18 protein-coding genes are annotated in these 18,288 nt (G+C 59.9%); 6 read left to right on the forward strand and 12 right to left on the reverse strand.

Annotation, left to right across the window (positions count from 1 at the left end; translation table 11 throughout):
• Positions 1-13 precede the first annotated feature (13 nt).
• From V1471_RS15095 to V1471_RS15120, 6 genes are all read right to left on the reverse strand, one after another.
• On the reverse strand, positions 14-634 hold the full coding sequence (locus tag V1471_RS15095; protein WP_434289836.1) for a class I SAM-dependent methyltransferase: 621 nt from the start codon (positions 632-634) through the stop codon (positions 14-16).
• Positions 631-867, reverse strand: coding sequence for a hypothetical protein (locus V1471_RS15100; protein ID WP_434289837.1), 237 nt, complete (start codon positions 865-867; stop codon positions 631-633). Before V1471_RS15100 ends, V1471_RS15095 begins: the two co-directional genes overlap by 4 nt.
• Positions 854-2,458 (reverse strand): glycosyltransferase family 4 protein, encoded by a 1,605-nt coding sequence (locus V1471_RS15105; RefSeq protein WP_434289838.1) that lies wholly within the window; start codon positions 2,456-2,458, stop codon positions 854-856. The genes V1471_RS15100 and V1471_RS15105 overlap by 14 nt, the downstream gene beginning before the upstream one ends.
• Before the next feature lie 9 nt (positions 2,459-2,467).
• Entirely contained in the window at positions 2,468-3,763 is a 1,296-nt protein-coding gene (wecC, locus tag V1471_RS15110) for a UDP-N-acetyl-D-mannosamine dehydrogenase (RefSeq protein WP_434289839.1), read from the reverse strand.
• An 11-nt stretch (positions 3,764-3,774) separates the two neighbouring features.
• The gene (gene wecB / locus V1471_RS15115) at positions 3,775-4,914 is read right to left on the reverse strand and encodes a non-hydrolyzing UDP-N-acetylglucosamine 2-epimerase (protein ID WP_434289840.1); all 1,140 of its coding nucleotides are present in this window, start codon (positions 4,912-4,914) and stop codon (positions 3,775-3,777) included.
• Between the two features lie 86 nt (positions 4,915-5,000).
• On the reverse strand, positions 5,001-5,924 hold the full coding sequence (locus V1471_RS15120) for a rhodanese-related sulfurtransferase (protein WP_434289841.1): 924 nt from the start codon (positions 5,922-5,924) through the stop codon (positions 5,001-5,003).
• Positions 5,925-6,027: 103 nt separating this feature from the next.
• On the opposite strand from V1471_RS15120, the gene V1471_RS15125 reads away from it, so the two are divergent.
• The 5 genes from V1471_RS15125 (at position 6,028) to V1471_RS15145 (ending at position 12,568) form a co-directional block, all read left to right on the forward strand.
• The gene (locus V1471_RS15125; protein WP_434289842.1) at positions 6,028-7,422 is read left to right on the forward strand and encodes a trypsin-like peptidase domain-containing protein; all 1,395 of its coding nucleotides are present in this window, start codon (positions 6,028-6,030) and stop codon (positions 7,420-7,422) included.
• A 194-nt stretch (positions 7,423-7,616) separates the two neighbouring features.
• Complete coding sequence (gene pncA, locus V1471_RS15130; RefSeq protein WP_434289843.1) at positions 7,617-8,216, forward strand: bifunctional nicotinamidase/pyrazinamidase; 600 nt, start codon at positions 7,617-7,619, stop codon at positions 8,214-8,216.
• A 4-nt stretch (positions 8,217-8,220) separates the two neighbouring features.
• The gene (locus V1471_RS15135) at positions 8,221-9,480 is read left to right on the forward strand and encodes a SulP family inorganic anion transporter (protein WP_434289844.1); all 1,260 of its coding nucleotides are present in this window, start codon (positions 8,221-8,223) and stop codon (positions 9,478-9,480) included.
• Positions 9,481-9,567: 87 nt separating this feature from the next.
• Positions 9,568-10,860, forward strand: coding sequence for a nicotinate phosphoribosyltransferase (pncB, locus tag V1471_RS15140; protein ID WP_434289845.1), 1,293 nt, complete (start codon positions 9,568-9,570; stop codon positions 10,858-10,860).
• A 13-nt stretch (positions 10,861-10,873) separates the two neighbouring features.
• Positions 10,874-12,568 carry a DUF262 domain-containing protein gene (locus V1471_RS15145; RefSeq protein WP_434289846.1) on the forward strand — a complete coding sequence of 565 codons (1,695 nt, stop codon included), beginning with the start codon at positions 10,874-10,876 and terminating at the stop codon, positions 12,566-12,568.
• On the opposite strand, the gene arfB is transcribed toward V1471_RS15145, so the two are convergent.
• The 6 genes from arfB to V1471_RS15175 all read right to left on the reverse strand — a co-directional run bounded on the left by arfB (position 12,569) and on the right by V1471_RS15175 (position 17,822).
• Positions 12,569-12,985, reverse strand: a complete 417-nt coding sequence (arfB, locus tag V1471_RS15150; RefSeq protein ID WP_434289847.1) for an alternative ribosome rescue aminoacyl-tRNA hydrolase ArfB — start codon at positions 12,983-12,985, stop codon at positions 12,569-12,571.
• A 361-nt stretch (positions 12,986-13,346) separates the two neighbouring features.
• On the reverse strand, positions 13,347-13,988 hold the full coding sequence (locus V1471_RS15155) for a queuosine precursor transporter (protein WP_434289848.1): 642 nt from the start codon (positions 13,986-13,988) through the stop codon (positions 13,347-13,349).
• A gap of 93 nt (positions 13,989-14,081) precedes the next feature.
• Complete coding sequence (locus V1471_RS15160; RefSeq protein WP_434289849.1) at positions 14,082-14,963, reverse strand: esterase-like activity of phytase family protein; 882 nt, start codon at positions 14,961-14,963, stop codon at positions 14,082-14,084.
• Positions 14,936-15,844, reverse strand: coding sequence for a penicillin-insensitive murein endopeptidase (mepA, locus tag V1471_RS15165; protein ID WP_434289850.1), 909 nt, complete (start codon positions 15,842-15,844; stop codon positions 14,936-14,938). The genes V1471_RS15160 and mepA overlap by 28 nt, the downstream gene beginning before the upstream one ends.
• Positions 15,834-17,216, reverse strand: coding sequence for an MFS transporter (locus V1471_RS15170; protein WP_434289851.1), 1,383 nt, complete (start codon positions 17,214-17,216; stop codon positions 15,834-15,836). Before V1471_RS15170 ends, mepA begins: the two co-directional genes overlap by 11 nt.
• Positions 17,217-17,288: 72 nt before the next feature.
• Positions 17,289-17,822: an acyl-CoA thioesterase gene (locus tag V1471_RS15175; RefSeq protein ID WP_434289852.1), complete on the reverse strand. Its 534-nt coding sequence runs from the start codon at positions 17,820-17,822 to the stop codon at positions 17,289-17,291.
• Positions 17,823-17,967: 145 nt separating this feature from the next.
• On the opposite strand from V1471_RS15175, the gene V1471_RS15180 reads away from it, so the two are divergent.
• Entirely contained in the window at positions 17,968-18,255 is a 288-nt protein-coding gene (locus V1471_RS15180) for a YggT family protein (RefSeq protein ID WP_066703172.1), read from the forward strand.
• Positions 18,256-18,288 lie beyond the last annotated feature (33 nt).

Genomic DNA, 18,288 nt, shown 5'->3' on the forward strand with positions numbered 1-18,288 from the left:
GTCACAGTGCGCCTCAAAAGGTTTCGATTGCAATCGCCCAGGGCCAACCCTTGCGGTGGGGGCGTTGAAGCACATGAATCTCGGCCTTTGGAAACACCTCCGCAATGCGCGCGGCATCGAAATATTGATGGTGATAGGGCGGCAAGGGCTGTGGCTCATCGAAGGGAACCGAGACGATCAGTTGCTTTTTCGCCACCCGACGCAATTCCTCCAGCGCCGTGAACATGGCATCGCCGGGGATATGTTCGAGCACCTCCATACAGACGACCGTGTCGTAACTGTCAGTCTCGAACGAGAGCGCGGTCGCATCCATCACCCGAAAATCGGTCTGTTCGTCGACCAGAATCTGCTTGGAATAGCGCCGGAGATCGATCCCGGTAACCGTCTCGTAGTGTTTGCCGAGTTGCAGGTAATTCAACAGGGCCGAAGGCCCGACGCCGACATCGAGGATCGAGCGGCTGTCCGGATCGAGAAGCTCGATACCGTATTGAATCCGCCGCCAGTCATGCTGCGTGTAGAATCCTTTGCCGGAATTGCGGCCATGCAATTCGACATATTTATAGCCGTAATACTCTCGCAACAGTTTCAGAAGCGGATCGGTCACCGGCGGCAGGGGAATGTCTGTCATGGTCATGTGTCTGGTCGTGCCCTCAAGATGTTTCTGCCCAGTTTCGCGAGACGACGCAGCGGCGCGGTCACTGTCCAGGACAGGCTGTTCTGGATGTCGCGAAGCTCCGCGCGCAGTCTGCGAAGTTCCTTTTCTCGGTGAGACGCGGTGTCGGACTGCGCGCAGAGCGCCGCCTCCAACGCATCGAGACGTTCGGCCAAAAGCGCCATTTCTTCCACGCTGGGATCACGCGGTTTCATGCGCGGTCCTCCCTGCGGTTTGCCCTGCGGTTTGCCCGGCGATCTGTCCGGCGATCTGCCCGAGCGATGCGGCATAGCCCGCACAGATGGTTGGCCAAAGGAAATCGGCCTGTGCTCTGGCCTGCGCCCGCGCGCCAAGCGCCCGTCGCAGGTCTCCGTCTTGCAACAGCCGCCGCAGCGCACGGTGCAACCCGTCGACCGAGCCCGCGGCAAATCGCAAAGCGGTCTGGCCCGCGCCCAGCATGTCATCGAAGCCCCCGACATCGGAGGCGACGATCGCTTTGCCCGCCATCATCGCCTCGATCGGTTTGAGCGGTGTGACACGCTCGGTCACGCGACTGCGCAGCCGGGGAAATACGGCGATGTCGAGGCTTTGCACATAGGCGCGCGCGACCTCCGGGGGGACCCGGCCCGGCGCCTCGGTCCGATCCGACAGGCCCCGCTCCGCCAATAGGTCCAGCAAAGCCCGGCGCGCACCTCGTCCGGCGCCGCCCCCCTTGCCATCGCCCACCAGCAAGAGCCGAAACGCGATCCCATCCTGTTTCAGCGCGGCGCAGGCCTCCAGCAAAAGCTCCAGCCCCTCATGGGCGGCAAAGCTTCCGACATAGCCGATCACCGGCACGGCGTTCCGTGTCTCCGGGGCGCGGGGCGTATCCTCCGTGGCCCCATTGGGCACGATGGTGATCCGATCCGCTGGCACGCCGCGTGTCACCAGCTCACGTTTCATCGCTGTCCCGAGCGTCACCACCCGATCCGCCCGACGCGCCACTTCGCCGTCCCAATGGCGCTCGAGAAAATATTGCCGCGCCCCCATGAAACCCGGCTCGCGTGCCGCCCGGCTGTCCTCCCAGAACCCGCGCACTTCATGGACAAAAGGTACGCCGATCCGGCGAGCGGCAAGGCAAGCGGGCATGGCGCAGGCATGGTTGCTGGCCGCGATGACAAGCGCGGGTTTGAGGTCGCGAAAACAGGCCTCAAGCGCCTCGGTGGAGTGCCGGACATAGGCCGCGTGATTGTCCCAGGAAAAATACCCCGGCGCCTTCAGCCGATGATAGGGCACGCCGTCCCGCATCTCGACGCAACTCGCCACCGGAACCGGGGCCTCGAGCGTATTGGCGGGTTCATCCCAGGGATAGCCGGGCCGTGAAATCACCTGAAGATCGAGTCCCTGTGCGCGCAAGCCCTGCGCCAGAAAATGCGTCCGGTTCGCGTAGCCCGTCGAGTGATAGGGCAGGCTGCTGTAACTCACATAAGCGATGCGGTTTTCGACGGGGGCGATGGGTGTGCCGGGTCGTCCGGGGATGTTGTCCATCAGGAACAATCCCTCTGTCGTCTGGCTGTCCAGCATCTCCAGCACACCCGCCGCAGCCCCCATCGTCACAAGGCGATTGCGCGCCGCGCGGACCACATCCGGCAGGCTCAATTCGATCGCCTGTGCCGCGATCGGTAGGACGTCTTGCGTATCGGACGCGCCTTCGAGCAGGTCGATGAGCACAGGGGCGACATCGAAACCGGGCCGCTGCACCCGCATGTGACGGGCGGCCGAGAGCGTGCCGCGCAAAAGCCGTTCCTGTGCGAAGACCTGTTCCATCGTGCGATGTCACGCCGCGTGGCGGGTTTGGTGCCACATACCCCGGCTTTGGCGCCACATGCCGCGGGTGTCGATCACAGGTTTGCCGAGCGGCACGGCAAGATTTTTGAACGGGCGGTGGTCGACCAGAAGCAAGACGATATCCGCCGCCTCGATCGCCGCCTCTGCCGTCATCATCTCGGCTTTGTCGGCAAGCGCGGGGGGCAGGGCGTGAATGTTAGGTTCGCTGACAAGCACCTCGAAGGTGCCGCTGCCACTCAGCTCTCGCACGATATCGAGCGCCGGGCTTTCGCGCAGATCGTCAATGTCGGGTTTGAACGCAAGCCCGAGACAGGCGACGCGCGGCTTGCGACCGATCAGCCCAAGCGCCTCGCCGGCCTCGCGCACCTGATCGATCACCCAAAGCGGCTTGCTGTCATTGACCTCGCGCGCGGTGCGGATCAGCCGTGCGGTCTTGGGCGCGGAGGAAACGATGAACCACGGATCGACCGCGATGCAATGCCCGCCGACGCCCGGGCCGGGTTGCAGGATGTTCACACGCGGATGGCGATTGGCCAGCTCGATCAGCTCCCAGACATCGACACCGACTTCGTCGCAAATCAGCGAAAGCTCATTGGCAAAGGCGATATTCGTGTCCCGATAGCTGTTTTCGGCCAGCTTGGCGAATTCCGCCGTGCGCGCGTTGGTCGGGATACAACAGCCCTTGACGAAAATCCGGTAAAGCTCCGTCGCACGCCGGGCGCAGCGCGGGGTCATGCCGCCGATGATGCGGTCGTTCTCGAACAGCTCGCGCATCACATGACCGGGCAGCACCCGTTCGGGACAATGCGCGACCATGATATCCGCGGCCTCTCCCGCCTGTTGCGGAAAACTCAGGTCGGGACGCTCTTCGGCCAGCCAGGCCGCCATCTGATCCGTTGCCCCGATCGGCGAGGTGGATTCGAGCACCACGAGATTGCCCCGCGCCAGATAGGGCGCAATGGATTTCGCTGCCGCCCGGATATAGCTGAGATCGGCGGCGTGGCTCTCTTCGACAAAAGGCGTGGGGACCGCGATGACAAAGGCATCGGCGGGGCAGGGCGTCACCGAGGCGGTCAGAGAACCCCGGGTTACGGTGTCGCGCACGATCATGTCGAGATCGGGTTCGACGATGTGAATCCCGCCCGCATTGATCGTGTCGACCACGTCGGGCCTGACGTCGACCCCATGCACCTGCACGTTCGCAGAGGCAAAGACCGCCGCCGTCGGCAGGCCGATATAGCCAAGCCCGATGATGTTGATTTTCGAAAACCCGTACTTTTTCACTGGAAACACCTCTATCTTGTCATCGCCCAGCTCTGGATCGCCGTCACGATCCGTTGCGAGGCCTTGCCATCGCCATATGGGTTATGAGCGTGGCTCATTTCCGCATAAGCCGCCGTATCGTCGAGAAGGCGCGAAACCTCGCTCACGATTTTTTCCTTATCCGTCCCGACCAGTTTGACCGTACCGGCATCCACCGCTTCGGGCCGTTCCGTCGTGTCGCGCATGACGAGGACGGGTTTGCCGAGCGAGGGGGCTTCTTCCTGAATGCCGCCGCTGTCCGTCAGGATGATGTCCGCACGGCTCATCAGGAAAATGAAAGGATAGTAATCAAGAGGGTCGATCAGCGTGATGTTCTCCCGGCCGCCGAGCAACCGTTCCACGGGTTCCCTTACATTAGGGTTAAGATGGACCGGATAAATGATCTGGACGTCCGGGCGCTTTGCCAGTTCGGCAAGCGCATGGCAGATCCGCTCCATACCGCCGCCAAAGCTCTCGCGCCGGTGCCCGGTGACAAGGATCACCCGTTTGCCGGGCTGAATTCCGGTTCTTTCAACCAGCGCCTGTTGTGCCGAACTGTCCCGTTCGAGCCGCGCGACCACGCTCATCAGCGCGTCGATCACCGTGTTGCCGGTGACATGCACCGTCGCCGGATCGACATTCTCGGTCAGCAGGTTGGCGCGGGATTTTTCCGTCGGTGCGAAATGCAACGCGCTGATCGTGCCGGTGAGCTTGCGATTCACCTCTTCGGGCCAGGGCGAATAGATATTGCCGGTGCGCAGACCGGCTTCGACATGACCCACTGGGATTTGATTGTAATAGGCGGCCATGGCGGCCATGGCCGTGGTCGCGGTATCGCCATGCACCAGCACGAGATCGGGTCTGGCCTGATCCAGAACCTGTTTCAACTCTTTGAGGAGCATGGCGGACAGATCGTGCAGCCCCTGTCCCGTGCGCATCAGATCGAGATCGTATTCCGGCCGGATATCGAACAGGTTCAGAACCTGATCGAGCATTTCCCGATGCTGCGCCGTGACGCAAATCTCGGAGGTGATGCCTTGTGCAGAACCCAGAGCACCGACCACAGGGGCCATCTTGATGGCCTCGGGGCGGGTTCCGAAGACGGACAATACCTTGATGGGGTGAGCTGTCATTGTAATCCCTACGGCGAAACGGTTGGGGTGTTTCTCTGTAGGGTTGTGACAGGATTTGGGTTAATATGGCGTTAAGTGCGATAACTTCATTTCACGGAGGGCACACCGGTTCCGAAATGCCGTTCGCCGCGGGCCTTTGCCAGGGCGATCTGTTTCTGACGCTCGCGGAACCGCTCCTTGCGCGCCTCGTCATACTCATCGATGCACTGATGACAGGACACGCCTTCCTCGTACTCCGGGCGCTGCTTGTCCTCGGGCAGAATCGGACGCCGACAGGCATGGCATAGCTCATGCGGCCCCTCGGTCAGCCCATGCCCGATGGACACCCGCCCGTCGAACACGAAACATTCGCCTTCCCAGAGGCTCTCCTCCTGCGGCATCTCTTCGAGATATTTCAGAATCCCGCCCTTGAGGTGATAGACCTCCTCGATCCCCTGCCCGAGCAAAAAGTTCGTCGATTTCTCACAGCGAATCCCCCCGGTGCAGAACATCGCGATCCGTTTGTTGTGGAACCGCTCCTTGTTTTCCTCCCACCAGTGCGGGAATTCGCGGAAGGTCTTGGTCTGCGGGTCGATCGCGTCCTTGAACGTACCGATCTGAACCTCGTAATCGTTGCGCGTGTCGATCACCGCCACGTCCGGCGCAGAGATCAATTCGTTCCATTCCTCGGGGGTGCAATAGTGCCCAACCCGTGCCTTCGGGTCGACATCGGGTTGCCCCATGGTGACGATCTCTTTCTTCAACCTGACTTTCATCCGGTTGAACGGCTGCTCCTCCGCCGTCGACAGCTTGTATTCGAAATCGGCACATCCCGGCAGGGCGCGGATATGCGCCACCAGCCGCTCGATGGACGCCGGTGTCGGCCCGGCCACCGTACCATTGATCCCCTCCTTGGCCAGCAAAAGCGTGCCTGTGATGCCCTCGGCATGGCACAGCTCCAAAAGCGGCCCCCGCAAGGCGGCAGGGTCGGGGAAGCGGGTGAAGTGATAGAGTGCGCAGACGGTAAACATGATGTGTTCGATACGCCGCAAGCCGTGATCAGGCAAGAGCTTGCAAAGCACGGCCCGCCCGCGTCATCTAATCGCATCCGAGGAACTGTCACGAGGCCCCGCAATGACACGCAGCGCAATCCTTGCCGTTTTTCTGGCTTTCACCGTCTCTAACCCGGCCCAAATGGCCTTTGCCGAGACGCCCCAAGTCCCCGAAAGCCGTGCTGAAATTCAGCTTTCCTTCTCCCCCATCGTCAAGGAAACTTCGCCCTCTGTGGTCAATATCTACGCTTCCCGTGTGGTGGAGGAACGCCTCTCTCCCTTCGCGGACGATCCGTTCTTCTCGCAATTCTTCCGCTCTGGCCCGGCGCGCCAACGTGTGCAACGCTCGCTTGGTTCCGGGGTGATTGTCTCGGGCGACGGGCTTGTCGTGTCGAATTATCACGTCGTGGGCGAGGCCTCCGACATTCGCGTCGTCCTCTCCGACAAGCGCGAATACAAGGGCGAGGTGATCCTCGCCGACAAGGACGCCGACGTCGCCGTGCTCCGTCTCGACGGCGCCACCGACCTGCCCGCCCTGCCTCTGGCCGACAGCGATGCGCTCGAGGTCGGCGATCTGGTGCTGGCCATCGGCAACCCCTTCGGGGTCGGCCAGACCGTGTCCTCCGGCATCGTCTCGGGTCTTGCCCGCTCCGGTTCGGCGATCCCCGGCGGCGCGGGTTCCTATATCCAGACCGACGCGGCCATCAATCCGGGCAATTCCGGTGGCGCTTTGGTCGATATGTCGGGCCGTCTCGTCGGCATCAACACCTCGATCCTGTCGCGCTCCGGTGGCTCCAACGGCATCGGCTTTGCCATCCCGGCCAATCTCGTGCGCGAATTCACCCGTCAGGCCGAGGCGGGCCAGACCCGGTTCATTCACCCTTGGTCCGGCGTTTCGACTCAGTCCGTGGACGACGCGGTCGCCGAGGCCCTTGGGCTCGACCGCCCCGAAGGCGTCGTGCTCTCCGAGTTGCACCCGCAATCTCCTTTCACGACACTCGGCCTGACGGCGGGCGATGTGCTTCTCTCCCTCGACGATCAGCCGATCCTCTCTCCCTCCGATCTCGAATACCGGTTGTCGATCCTGCCGGTCGGAGCTTCGGTCAAACTCTCCGCTCTGCGTGCCGGAGAGCCGGTTGAGCTGGATTTGTCTCTCATTGCGGCTCCCGGATCGGACAAAACCGACACGGTCGAGATCACCTCTTCCGGTCCTTTGGGGGGGCTGGTGGTGGCCGATCTGACGCCTGCGCTGATTGATGAATACGGCCTTGCGCTGATGTCCGAGGGAGTCGTTCTTTTGGACGCCCAAGGCCCCTCCGCCCGTCTCGGTCTCCGGCCCGGAGACCGGATTGTCGAGGTGAACAGCACTGAAATCCGAACGGCCAAAGACTTGCAAAGCGTCGCGCGGCAAAAGATCGGCATGTGGCTGATCACCTTTGACCGGGGCGGGCGGTTGCTGCGGATGCGTGTCGGATAAGGCCCAAATCCAGCCCAATAGACCCGAAGATCGATTTTCGCCCTCTTCTCTCTCGCGTTAACCTTCGTCTGATTGACCTTAACGTTCTGGGAGAGGGGCTCCGAGCGAGAGGGGGGATGTCGAAAGGCGGACGCGACGCCAAGCTTGCCCCATCGCCTATGGGGCGCTACCACTTGGCGCAAAGGAGACCTCCCATGCGCGCAGCGAACGAAGCCCTGATCGTCATCGACATTCAAAACGATTTCTGCCCGGGCGGCGCGCTCGCTGTCGCTGGCGGCGACGAAATCGTGCCGGGGGTCAACGCGCTCATGGCCGAATTTCCCGCCGTGATCCTGACGCAGGACTGGCACCCAGGCGGCCACAGCTCCTTTGCAAGCACTTACAATGCCGCGCCCTATTCCACCATGGAAATGCCCTATGGCATGCAGGTGCTCTGGCCGGATCATTGCATTCAAGGGACCGACGGGGCAGCCTTCCACAAGGATCTCGTGACCACCGGCGATCTGATTATCCGCAAGGGGTTCAATCCCGCGATCGACAGCTATTCCGCGTTTTTCGAGAATGATCACAAAACGCCCACCGGTCTCGAAGGCTATCTGCGCACGCGTGGCATCGACACGCTGACTCTGGTCGGGCTGGCCACCGATTTCTGTGTGAATTTCTCCGCCGTCGACGCTGCCAAACTCGGATTTACCGTCACGGTGCGCACCGATTTGTGTCGCGCCATCGACATGAATGGCTCTCTTGCGGCAGCAATCGACGGCATGAAGGCCGCCGGGGTGGAGGTCCTGTAGGGCCATGACACCGAAGCTTTTCACCACGCTGAAAACCTACACCCGGGCCGAGTTCGGCTCTGATGTCTTCGCCGGGATCACTGTGGCGCTGGTCGCCCTGCCGCTGTCCATCGCCATCGCCATCGCCTCGGGCGCCGCCCCTGCTGCGGGCTTTGTCACCGCCATCGTCGCGGGCTTCCTGATCTCCGCGCTGGGCGGCAGCCGGGTCCAGATCGGCGGCCCCACCGGTGCCTTCATCGTCGTCGTCGCCGGGGTGATTACCACCCATGGCTACTCCGGCCTCGTTGCCGCGACCTTTCTCGCGGGCATCGTCCTGATCATTGCCGGGCTGTTCCGGGCGGGCCAACTGGTGCGCCATGTACCCGAGGCGGTGATCAACGGCTTCACCATCGGCATCGGCGTGATCATCGGCACAAGCCAGCTCCCCGATTTCTTCGGGCTTGCGGGGCCGTTCCCCGCCGATTTCCTCGAAAAAATCCCGGCCCTGATCAAGGCTGCTCCCGCGTTGAACCCCGCAGCTCTCGGCATCGGGCTTGCGACGATGGTGCTCATCATGTTGCTGCGTCGTGCCTTTCCGCGCTTGCCGGGGCTCATCGTTGCCGTCGCCCTGACCTCCGCCGCCGTGGCGCTGTTCGATCTGCCGGTCGAGACCATTCGTTCCCGGTTCGGCGAGTTGCCGCAAAGCCTGCCCGCGCCGCATCTGCCGGATCTGAACCTTGCGACCCTGCGTGAACTGCTGCCCTCGGCTCTGATCATCGCCTTCCTCGCCGGGGTCGAATCCCTGCTCTCGGCCATGGTCGCCGACCGGATGATCGGCGGCAAACACCGCTCCAATGCCGAGCTGATGGCGCAGGGCTGGGCCAATATCGGCTCCTCTCTCTTCGGCGGCCTGCCCGCCACCGGTGCCATCGCCCGCACCGCCACCAACGTGCGCGCGGGCGGCAAGACCCCGGTCGCGGGCATCGTCCATGCGTTGGTGCTCCTTGCGATCATGATGCTGGCCGCCCCCTTGGCGGGTTATCTCGCGCTTCCGGCGCTCTCCGGCCTCCTGCTGCTGACCGCCTGGAACATGTCCGAACCGCATCGCTGGGGCGCCTACCTGCGCGGGCGGCGTTCCGATGTGGCGCTTCTGCTCATCACCCTCGTGCTCACCGTCCTGACCGATCTCACCGTCGCCATCGGCACCGGCATCGCGCTCGGCCTTGCCCTGCGCCTGTCGCGGCGGGGCGTCGAGGACCCGGATTGGACGCCGCGGGACAAATGAGCCAAACGTGAGCGTTAACATCAACCTTGCCAAACCCTTGCCCGCCCTGCTTTAACAGGGCGGTTACAGGAAGAGGGGCCTTTTCACATGGTCGACATCGCCACCCGTGTCTACAATCACAAATGGAAGATCGACCCGATCGTCCGCTCCCTGATCGACACGGATTTCTACAAGCTCCTGATGTGCCAGTCGGTGTTCCGCAACAAACCGGACACCACCGTCACCTTCTCCTTGATCAACCGTTCCAAGGACATCCGCCTCGCCGAGATGATCGACGAGGGCGAGCTGCGCGAACAACTCGACCACGTCCGTTCCCTCTCGCTCAAACGTGGCGAAAGCACATGGATGCGCGGCAACACGTTTTACGGCAAACGCCAGATGTTCCGCTCCGATTTCATGGAGTGGTTCGAGAACCTGCGCCTGCCCGCCTATCAGCTCGAAAAACACGACGGCCAATACGAACTGACCTTCGAAGGCTCCTGGCCCGAGGTCATGCTCTGGGAAATCCCCGCGCTGTCGATCCTCATGGAACTCCGTTCCCGCGCCGTCCTCGGCCCGATGAAGAAATTCGAGCTTCAGGTGCTCTACGCCCGCGCCATGACCAAGCTCTGGGGCAAGATCAAAACTCTGCAACCGCTCGACGGTCTCAAGATCGCCGATTTCGGCACCCGCCGCCGCCATTCCTACCTCTGGCAGGACTGGTGCGTGCAGGCCATGGTCGAGGGCTTGGGTGACAAGTTCACCGGCACCTCGAATTGCCACATCGCGATGATGCGCGATCTCGAAGCCGTCGGCACAAACGCCCACGAACTGCCCATGGTCTATTCGGCGTTGGCCCGTGACGACAAGGCTCTGGCCGAAGCCCCCTATGACGTGCTGCGCGACTGGCAGGACGAGCACTCCGGCAACCTGCGCATCATCCTGCCCGACACTTACGGCACCAAAGGCTTCCTCGACCGCGCCCCCGACTGGCTCGCGGGCTGGACCGGCATCCGCATCGACTCTGGCGATCCGGCGTCCGGCGCGGAACAGGCCATCGCGTGGTGGAAATCCCGCGGCGAAGACCCGACCAGAAAACTCGTCATCTTCTCCGACGGGCTCGACACCGAAAAGATCATCGAACTGCACCAACAGTTCAGCGGCCGGGTGAAGACCTCCTTCGGCTGGGGCACTCTCTTGACCAACGATTTCCGAGGCCTGACCCCCGACGACGCGCTGGCGCCGTTTTCACTGGTGTGCAAGGCGGTGTCGGCGAATGGCAAACCGACGGTGAAGCTGTCGGACAACCCGAACAAGGCGATGGGTCCGACGGATGAGGTCGCACGGTATAAGCGGGTGTTTGGGGTAGGGGAACAACGTGCTATGGAGGTTGTAGTTTAGTTGGAGGCACGAAATGAAAATTGAATCCCATGACATTTCGATCGAGAAGCTATTACAAGGGAACTACTTTAAAATCCCACGTTTTCAACGCCCCTATTCTTGGGAAGCTGAACATATTTCTGAATTTTGGTCAGATGTTATTGCAAATTTCGAGGACACGTATTTCATCGGATCAATGGTAGTCTATCATACCGGTCGTAACGAATTAGCGGTTGTTGATGGACAGCAAAGGTTAACTACTATTACGATCTTCTTAAGCGCTATTCGTGACGCATTTGTTGACCTTAAAGAAATAGAATTAGCTCGTGGTTTGCAGAGCTACATCGAGCGGAAGAACCGGGACAATCAAGATGTATTCGTTTTAACTACAGAGACATCTTTTCCATATTTCCAAGATACAGTTCTCAAATTTGACGCCTCAGACATGGACCACGAAGTTGGCAAAGAGGAGGAGGCGATTGAGAGAGCGTTTAATATTTTCTCTCGGAATCTCGCTGACAAAATAAGTGGTTTTTTCAATGACAAAAGCTTAAGCGATGAAGATCAGCTCGAAAGTGCCAAAAATTGGCTTAAAGGGTTGAGAGACACAATCTTAGATCTGAATGTCATTCTAGTTGAGCTCGACAATGAAGATGACGCATATCTAATTTTTGAGACTCTCAATACGCGAGGTAAAGATTTAGCACTATCAGACTTGGTCAAGAACCATTTTACGAAATACTTGAAGGCTGGCGGAGCTCTAGATACGTCTCGGCTCAAATGGAACAGGATTATGACTGTTTTAGGAGAGTCCACAGAGGACCTAGACGCGGACACATTCATTGTGCATTCGTGGCAATCTCGCTATGAAAACGTAACCAAAGCGAAAGCCTTTCCAAAACTTAGGGCGCAAATAAAACAAAAGAATGCACAAACACATTTGGAAGCATTTCTTAAGGATGCCGGATATTGGCGCTCAATTTTTGAGATGGATTATCAGTGGGAAGCTGACGAGCGAGAGATTGTGCAATCGTTGCGGGCACTAAGAATGTTTCGTGTTGTGCAGCCTACGCCAGGATTGCTCTCTCTGATAAGGGCTTATAGAGAAAAGAAAATTAAAAGGAAAAAACTAGCGGCAACGCTCCGATCTATCGAAAATTTCCATTTTTCTTTTACCGCAGTCACATCTTCTCGTTCCTCTGGTGGTATCTCAGGAATGTACTCATCGTTTGGTCGAAAAATTTTCGAAGCAACAGATACCAATGTTGCGGCTGCGGAAATTCGATCTTTAGAGGCAAAGTTGAGAGAAAGGGTTCCTCCGATTTCCGAGTTCAAGGCAACTTTTGAACAAATTCTATATACTAAGGACAGGACCTCACAGCGTAATCTCGTGCGTTACGTTCTGGAGAGAATATCCGAACACCAAAAGCAACCGACAGTAGGAAACTCGCAAAACTTAACCATTGAACACTTAATTCCGCAATCACAAATAAAAAGCGGGCGTAGGGAAGAAGTAATCGGGCAATTAGGAAACCTAATTTTGGTTGATCAACAAACGAACAACCTTCTTGGTGAGAAGAGTTTTTCAGACAAAAAGAAAATCCTGAAAGACGCTGGATACACACTGCCGGAATTGTTCGCCTCTGCAGATGAGATAACTGACGAGCTCATTCAAGACAACACGCGAAGACTCGCAGAACTAGCACTTGAGGAATGCTGGAAGATTTAATCACCCCACCTTCCCCCGCAACTTCTTAACCTCCCCCCGTTCCTTCTTCGCCTTGATCCGCCGCTCCACCGACCCTTTCGTCGGCTTCGTCTTCACCCGGCGTTTCGGCACCACCAGCGCCTTTTGCACCAGCTCCGCCAAACGCTCCCGCGCGATCTCCCTGTTCCGGGCCTGCGACCGGGTCTCTTCGACCTGAAGGACAATCGCCCCATCCTTTGTCCAGCGCCGCCCCGCCAGTCGTCGCAGCCGGGTCTTGACCGGCGCCGGAAGGTTTGGAGACCGCTCCGCCTCGAACCGCAATTCGACCGCCGTGGAGACCTTGTTGACATTCTGCCCGCCGGGACCGGAGGAGCGAACAAACTGCTCGGTGATTTCCCAATCGGCGATCTCGATCTGGTCGGTGACGGTGAGGGGCATGGCGATGATCCGGGACGTGCTGGGGCAGATCAGGGAAATACCTGACCAAAAGAGATGACATACAAAAGTCCGACGCAAAGCCGACGTATATCCGACAGGGTCGAAAAGGGCAAAACCGGAGGCGAAAGGGCAGACACGGAAAAGGGCTGCCAGATAGAGCAGCCCTCCGAGATCTCAGGAGATGGGGTCAGTTAGGACACCCAATCAGGAGTGTTTCACTCTAGAAGATTGCCTCTAGGTGGCGGCCCCCCCGACTGTCTTGACCTCGCTCTCCAACATCACTCTAGACACTGGACCACCTCCTTTCGATGAATTGCCGATAAGATAATGGTGGCACAGATTTGGTATATAGCAAGTTAATTTATACCATACGTGCGGTGAGACGCCCAACAATGAGGCGAAAAGGCACGAGAGCGATCAAAGCGAGGGCAAGTTTGACACACCAATCGGCCACCGCGAGCGAAATCCACAGCGGAACGGGCGCGCCGACCAGAAGGAACGGCACAGAGTCCCAGGCCCAGGAGACCTCCATATCGGCGGCCTCGCCAAAGATGTGGATGTTCTGCGAAAACGCGATGCCAAAGAAGATCGCGGTGTCGAGCGCGGAACCGATGATCGAGGAGGCAAACGGCGCTTTCCACCACGTCCCCTCCCGAAGCCGGTCAAACACGAACACATCCGTGAGCTGGGCGACGAGGAAGGCAATGGCGGACCCCACGGCGACACGCAGCGCCACGGCCTGATAGGTATAGCCATCGCCTTGCAGGGTGATCTGCGTGCCGATGAGGCTACAGACGATCCCGGTGACGAACCCCGCAAGGATGACCTTGCGCGCGGAGGCGACGCCATAGACGCGGTTCATCACGTCGGTGACGAGAAAGGCGAAGGGATAGGTGAAAGCCCCCCATGTCAGAAGCCCATCCGCGATGAGGAACTGCACGAGGATATTGGAGGCCACGACAATGGCGGCCATGGCGAGAACGCCAGGAAGGATACGATTCATGATGTGACCCGTTTTTTATCGAAGGTGACGGCAACTCGGCCCCATTGCGGGGCGGTGCGGCGGTCTAACCCCCGCCCGGCGACAAATCAAGTGTTATTCTTCGACCTGATAATCGACGAATTCCGTGCGTTGAAAGAACTTGAAATTGTTGTCGGAAACCATGGTCACCCGCACATCCTCGGGCGTGCCCCAGACGGCGATGCCTTCGAGATTGTCATGGGTGCCGGTCAGGGTTCTGAGCAGGATCTGTTCATTCTCCGGCCCATCCGGGCCAAGATCGAACCGCCGCACGCGGGTGGCAAAACCCAGCCCGGTGAACCAGCGTTCCAAAAGATAAAGCCGCCCGTCCGGCCCGATATCGAGCCCCACCGGCAGGAAATCCGTCGTGCCGTCGCGCGGGATCGACCAGGGCTGATCCCATCCCGAACCGGGCCGATAGCGGTAGAGCGGAAAGGGCCGGGTCATCTCGCCGGAGCGCTCGGGAAGCGTATAAAGCGTTCCGTCGCGAGCCACGGCCAGCCCTTCGAGCGACGAGTTCGTCTGCATGCCTTTGAAATCCGGGTGACTGGGCAGATCGGTCAGCCATCCGGTCTCCGGGTCCATCTGCGCCACCCGGTGATGGCCTTCGAACGACAGGAAAATCGCGCCCGTGTCGGAGACGGCAAGCCCCTCGCTGTCGTCATCGTAGCGCGGCAGAGGCTTGCCTTCCGAGGTCAGAAATCCTTGCGCGGTCCGGACAAAAGCGCCTTTGACGACGCCCTTTTCATCGCGTTTCAGATCGCCCTGAAACAGCATCGCACGGTCCGACAAGGCCCAGAACGACAGCCCGTCCCCGGACAGATCAAGGCCAGACAATCCGCCGACACGCGCATCGGCGGAGATCCATGTATAGGACCCGAGATATTTCAACGTTGCTGCCTGTGACAGGCTGGGCAGGGCGCTCGCGATCAGCGCGAGGACAAGACGGCGGAACATTGTGCGGGCAGTGTGGCGAGAGTGATCGGAGGTTTCGGTTTCGCGGGCTTGGCATTGGGATCGGGCGGCGGCGGGTTGAGGATGTTGTTCACCCATTCCTGCGCATCGTCACACCCGTCACCTGGCGGGGGGGCTGCCTGATCCACGCAGTATTTATCGCCCTTGGGACAGTTCAGCCGCACATGGAAATGATAGTGGTGTCCCCACCACGGACGAATTTTCCGAAGCCAGCTTTTGTCGCCTTTTTCGTCCTTGCACATTTGCACTTTCGCGCCGGGAAAGACGAAAATCCGCGACACGCGCGGATCGGAGGCAGCGGCCTTGAGAATCTCGTGATGCGCCCGTGTCCAGCTCGCATTGGTATAGGCACCGGAGGCGCGCTGCATCGAGATCGACGACAGGCTTTCGCGTTCGGCGCGGCTTAGATCGAGACGGATCGCGGGCAGCATCCAGATATCGGCATCGAGCCCGATCTGGTGGCTGGCGTGTCCCGAGGACATCGGGCCACCGCGCGGCTGGCTCATATCGCCGATGTAAATCCCGTTCCAGCCGGGCTGCGCGGCGGCTTTGCGCGACAGGTCCTCAAGAAAATCGACGAGGACCGGCTGACCCCAGTTGCGGTTGCGCGACAGGCGCATGGCCTGCCATGTCGGCCCGGTTTCGGGTAGAGCCGTTGCCCCCCCGACACATCCCTGCGAATAGCTGCCGAAGGATTCGGGCACCTGTTGCGAGGGCAGGGCAATGGGGCCGAACAGGTCCTTGGCCGGACGGTGATCCGACGAGGAGACCGAGACTTTAGGGCTCGGCGCACTGTTTTTTTCGCCACCCACACAGGCGGCCAAAGTCGCCACCAGAGCCAGGCTCAACCATTTACGCATCATCAGGGACCTTTGTGCCTTCCGGATGCACCCAAGCTAGCAGCACCAGCCCCAGAATGAAAAGGGCGATGAGCGGAGTGATGCCGAGGCGTTGAGAATTCGTGACATCCGACACCACGGCGATCAGTGCCGGTGCGAGGAAAGTGGTCGCCTTGCCCGAAAGCGCGTAGAGTCCGAAAGCTTCGGTCATCCGTTCCGGATCGGCCTGTCGGACCATCATCGTGCGGGAGGCCGATTGAATGATGCCCCCCACGGCGCCAAGCACCGCGCCGCAGATGTAAAAGGCGATGTCGGGCAGTTTGCTTCCCGTCTCGACCGCCGTGAACAGCACGCTTTCGCGCGTGATCGTGAGGATCACGAGACAGACACTGATCAGTACGGCGATGGAAAAGAGGATCACCGGTTTCGGACCGAACTTCTGATCCGCGATGCCGCCGAAATAGGTGAAAACCGAGCCTGTGAAGGCGGCCAGAATGCCGAAGACGCCGATCTGCACGACGCTCCATTCCAGCGCGCCAAGCGCATAGATGCCGCCAAAGGTGAATACCCCGTTCAGCGCATCGCGATAGAACATCGAAGAGCCGAGAAAGGCGAAAAGCGAACGCCGCTTCGGCAGGCTGCGCAGGGTCTTCATCAACTCGTCGATGCTGCGCCCGATCGCCCCCGGCTGCACAGGCGCCGTGCTTTTCGGTTCCCGCACCCAGAGAAAGAACGGCACCATCGAGATCACGAACCACAGCGCCACGAAAGGCCCGACAAACCGCGTGCCTTCGCGCGTCGCGGGATCGAGGCCGAACAGCGGCGCGCTGCCCAAAAGCGTGACGCCCGCGGTATTCTCTGCAAAGAGCAGAAGCATGATCACGAGCGCGATGATCCCGCCGAAATAGCCCCAGGCCCAGCCATTGCCGGAGATCTTGCCGATCTCCTCGCGGCTGCCCAGAGCGGGCAAAAGCGCATTGGTGAAAATCGTGGTGAATTCGACCCCGATCAGGCCCAAAGCGAAGAAAACCAGCACCAGAACGGTAGGGAAATCCTCCGGCGAGGCGATCCAGAGCCCCGCCGACCCGATCACGTAAAGCGCCGAGAACAGCCAGATCCATGGCATCAGCCGCTTGCTCTCATCGGCAATGGCGCCCAGCACCGGTGCGGACAGCGCGATCATCAGCCCCGCAGCCGTCAGCCCGTAGCCCCAGATCGATTGCGCCTCCGCCTTGGCATGCGCGGCATCCATGCCGCCCGCCGTCAGATAGGCGATCACCTGTTCGGCAAAATAAGGCCCGAAAATGAAGGTGACAACCAGCGTGTGAAAGGGCTGCGTCGCCCAATCGTACATCATCCAGCCCCAGATGCGTTTGCGATGGCTCGGTTCCGCCATGTGCCTGTCCTTCTCGCCTCAGTTGCGGGGATAGAACAGGCAAAGTGTCGCACACGCAACGCTTAAGATCGCTTATCTCGCGGGTGGCCAGGGCCGTGTGTCATCCGCGGCGATCCAGTTTTTCACCCAATCCGGCAGCTCCGGACTTTCGACCCCCGGCTCCAGACACTTCAAAAGGTCCCGCGGCGGCACCATCCGGCGGTTTTTGAGAACCGCGCCGCGGATCAGGATGTGATTGCAGCATTCGCCTTTCCGGTCCCACATCGACTGTTCGATATAGAGAAACTTGTCGTCGAACCCGATCGGCGTCGTCACCATGTCGACGGTCTGAAACGTCGTCACCCTCCGGCGATAGCGCACGGAGGCCCCCGCGACCGCCATGCCGAACCCGCCCTCTTTCGCGGCCTTCGCCGTGCCGTTGCGGATCGACATCGGCACCCGGCCAAGGTCAAAGATTGTTAAGGTTCTGCCGTTATTCAGTTCCAGCCACAGGTCAATGTCCCAGGGCATGCAGATATGCCGGGAATAATGCGGCTCGAAGAGGCCGAGTTTGGGCGCGTTTTTATATTTCCACGCCTGATAGAACATGCGGACGAAAGGATACATATGCGCCACTGTCTTGCTGCGGGCGCAAAGGTCAAGTCGAACGTTGCGGCACAGGTTGCGGCAGAGGGAGGCAACGGGTGCTCTTGTGCGACCGGGACAGAGACCTTAGGTGAGAGAACGACCGTTAATTTGGGAACCTGAACATATGCTGTCTTTGATGCAAATCCTGCTGATGATCCTCGGCGTCGTGAAATTCGTCATGATCGTTCAGATCATCATGAGCTGGCTGATCAATTTTCAGGTGCTCAACGTGCGCCAACCCTTGGTCTATCAGATCTGGGAAGGCCTCTCGCGCCTTCTCGAGCCGGTCTATCGCCCGATCCGTAAAATCCTGCCGCCGATGAGCGGTCTGGACCTCGCGCCTCTGGTGGCCTTCATCGCGATCTATGCGATCGAACGGATCATCTACAACAATGCGGGCATGTTCTACTAAGCCTTCCCGCCGGAAAGCCCCTTGAGCCTCGCG

The sequence above is a fragment of the Celeribacter sp. SCSIO 80788 genome, assembly GCF_051054295.1.
Taxonomy (GTDB): domain Bacteria; phylum Pseudomonadota; class Alphaproteobacteria; order Rhodobacterales; family Rhodobacteraceae; genus Celeribacter.

Bases quoted from the DNA above. Each gene is read 5' to 3' on its own strand.
- V1471_RS15095 (WP_434289836.1), bottom strand. From the start codon at position 634: ATGACCATGACAGACATTCCCCTGCCGCCGGTGACCGATCCGCTTCTG.
- V1471_RS15100 (WP_434289837.1), bottom strand. From the start codon at position 867: ATGAAACCGCGTGATCCCAGCGTGGAAGAAATGGCGCTTTTGGCCGAA.
- V1471_RS15105 (WP_434289838.1), bottom strand. From the start codon at position 2,458: ATGGAACAGGTCTTCGCACAGGAACGGCTTTTGCGCGGCACGCTCTCG.
- wecB (WP_434289840.1), bottom strand. From the start codon at position 4,914: ATGACAGCTCACCCCATCAAGGTATTGTCCGTCTTCGGAACCCGCCCC.
- V1471_RS15120 (WP_434289841.1), bottom strand. From the start codon at position 5,924: ATGTTTACCGTCTGCGCACTCTATCACTTCACCCGCTTCCCCGACCCT.
- V1471_RS15125 (WP_434289842.1), top strand. From the start codon at position 6,028: ATGACACGCAGCGCAATCCTTGCCGTTTTTCTGGCTTTCACCGTCTCT.
- pncA (WP_434289843.1), top strand. From the start codon at position 7,617: ATGCGCGCAGCGAACGAAGCCCTGATCGTCATCGACATTCAAAACGAT.
- V1471_RS15135 (WP_434289844.1), top strand. From the start codon at position 8,221: ATGACACCGAAGCTTTTCACCACGCTGAAAACCTACACCCGGGCCGAG.
- pncB (WP_434289845.1), top strand. From the start codon at position 9,568: ATGGTCGACATCGCCACCCGTGTCTACAATCACAAATGGAAGATCGAC.
- V1471_RS15145 (WP_434289846.1), top strand. From the start codon at position 10,874: ATGAAAATTGAATCCCATGACATTTCGATCGAGAAGCTATTACAAGGG.
- arfB (WP_434289847.1), bottom strand. From the start codon at position 12,985: ATGCCCCTCACCGTCACCGACCAGATCGAGATCGCCGATTGGGAAATC.
- V1471_RS15155 (WP_434289848.1), bottom strand. From the start codon at position 13,988: ATGAATCGTATCCTTCCTGGCGTTCTCGCCATGGCCGCCATTGTCGTG.
- V1471_RS15160 (WP_434289849.1), bottom strand. From the start codon at position 14,963: ATGTTCCGCCGTCTTGTCCTCGCGCTGATCGCGAGCGCCCTGCCCAGC.
- mepA (WP_434289850.1), bottom strand. From the start codon at position 15,844: ATGATGCGTAAATGGTTGAGCCTGGCTCTGGTGGCGACTTTGGCCGCC.
- V1471_RS15170 (WP_434289851.1), bottom strand. From the start codon at position 17,216: ATGGCGGAACCGAGCCATCGCAAACGCATCTGGGGCTGGATGATGTAC.
- V1471_RS15175 (WP_434289852.1), bottom strand. From the start codon at position 17,822: ATGTATCCTTTCGTCCGCATGTTCTATCAGGCGTGGAAATATAAAAAC.
- V1471_RS15180 (WP_066703172.1), top strand. From the start codon at position 17,968: ATGCTGTCTTTGATGCAAATCCTGCTGATGATCCTCGGCGTCGTGAAA.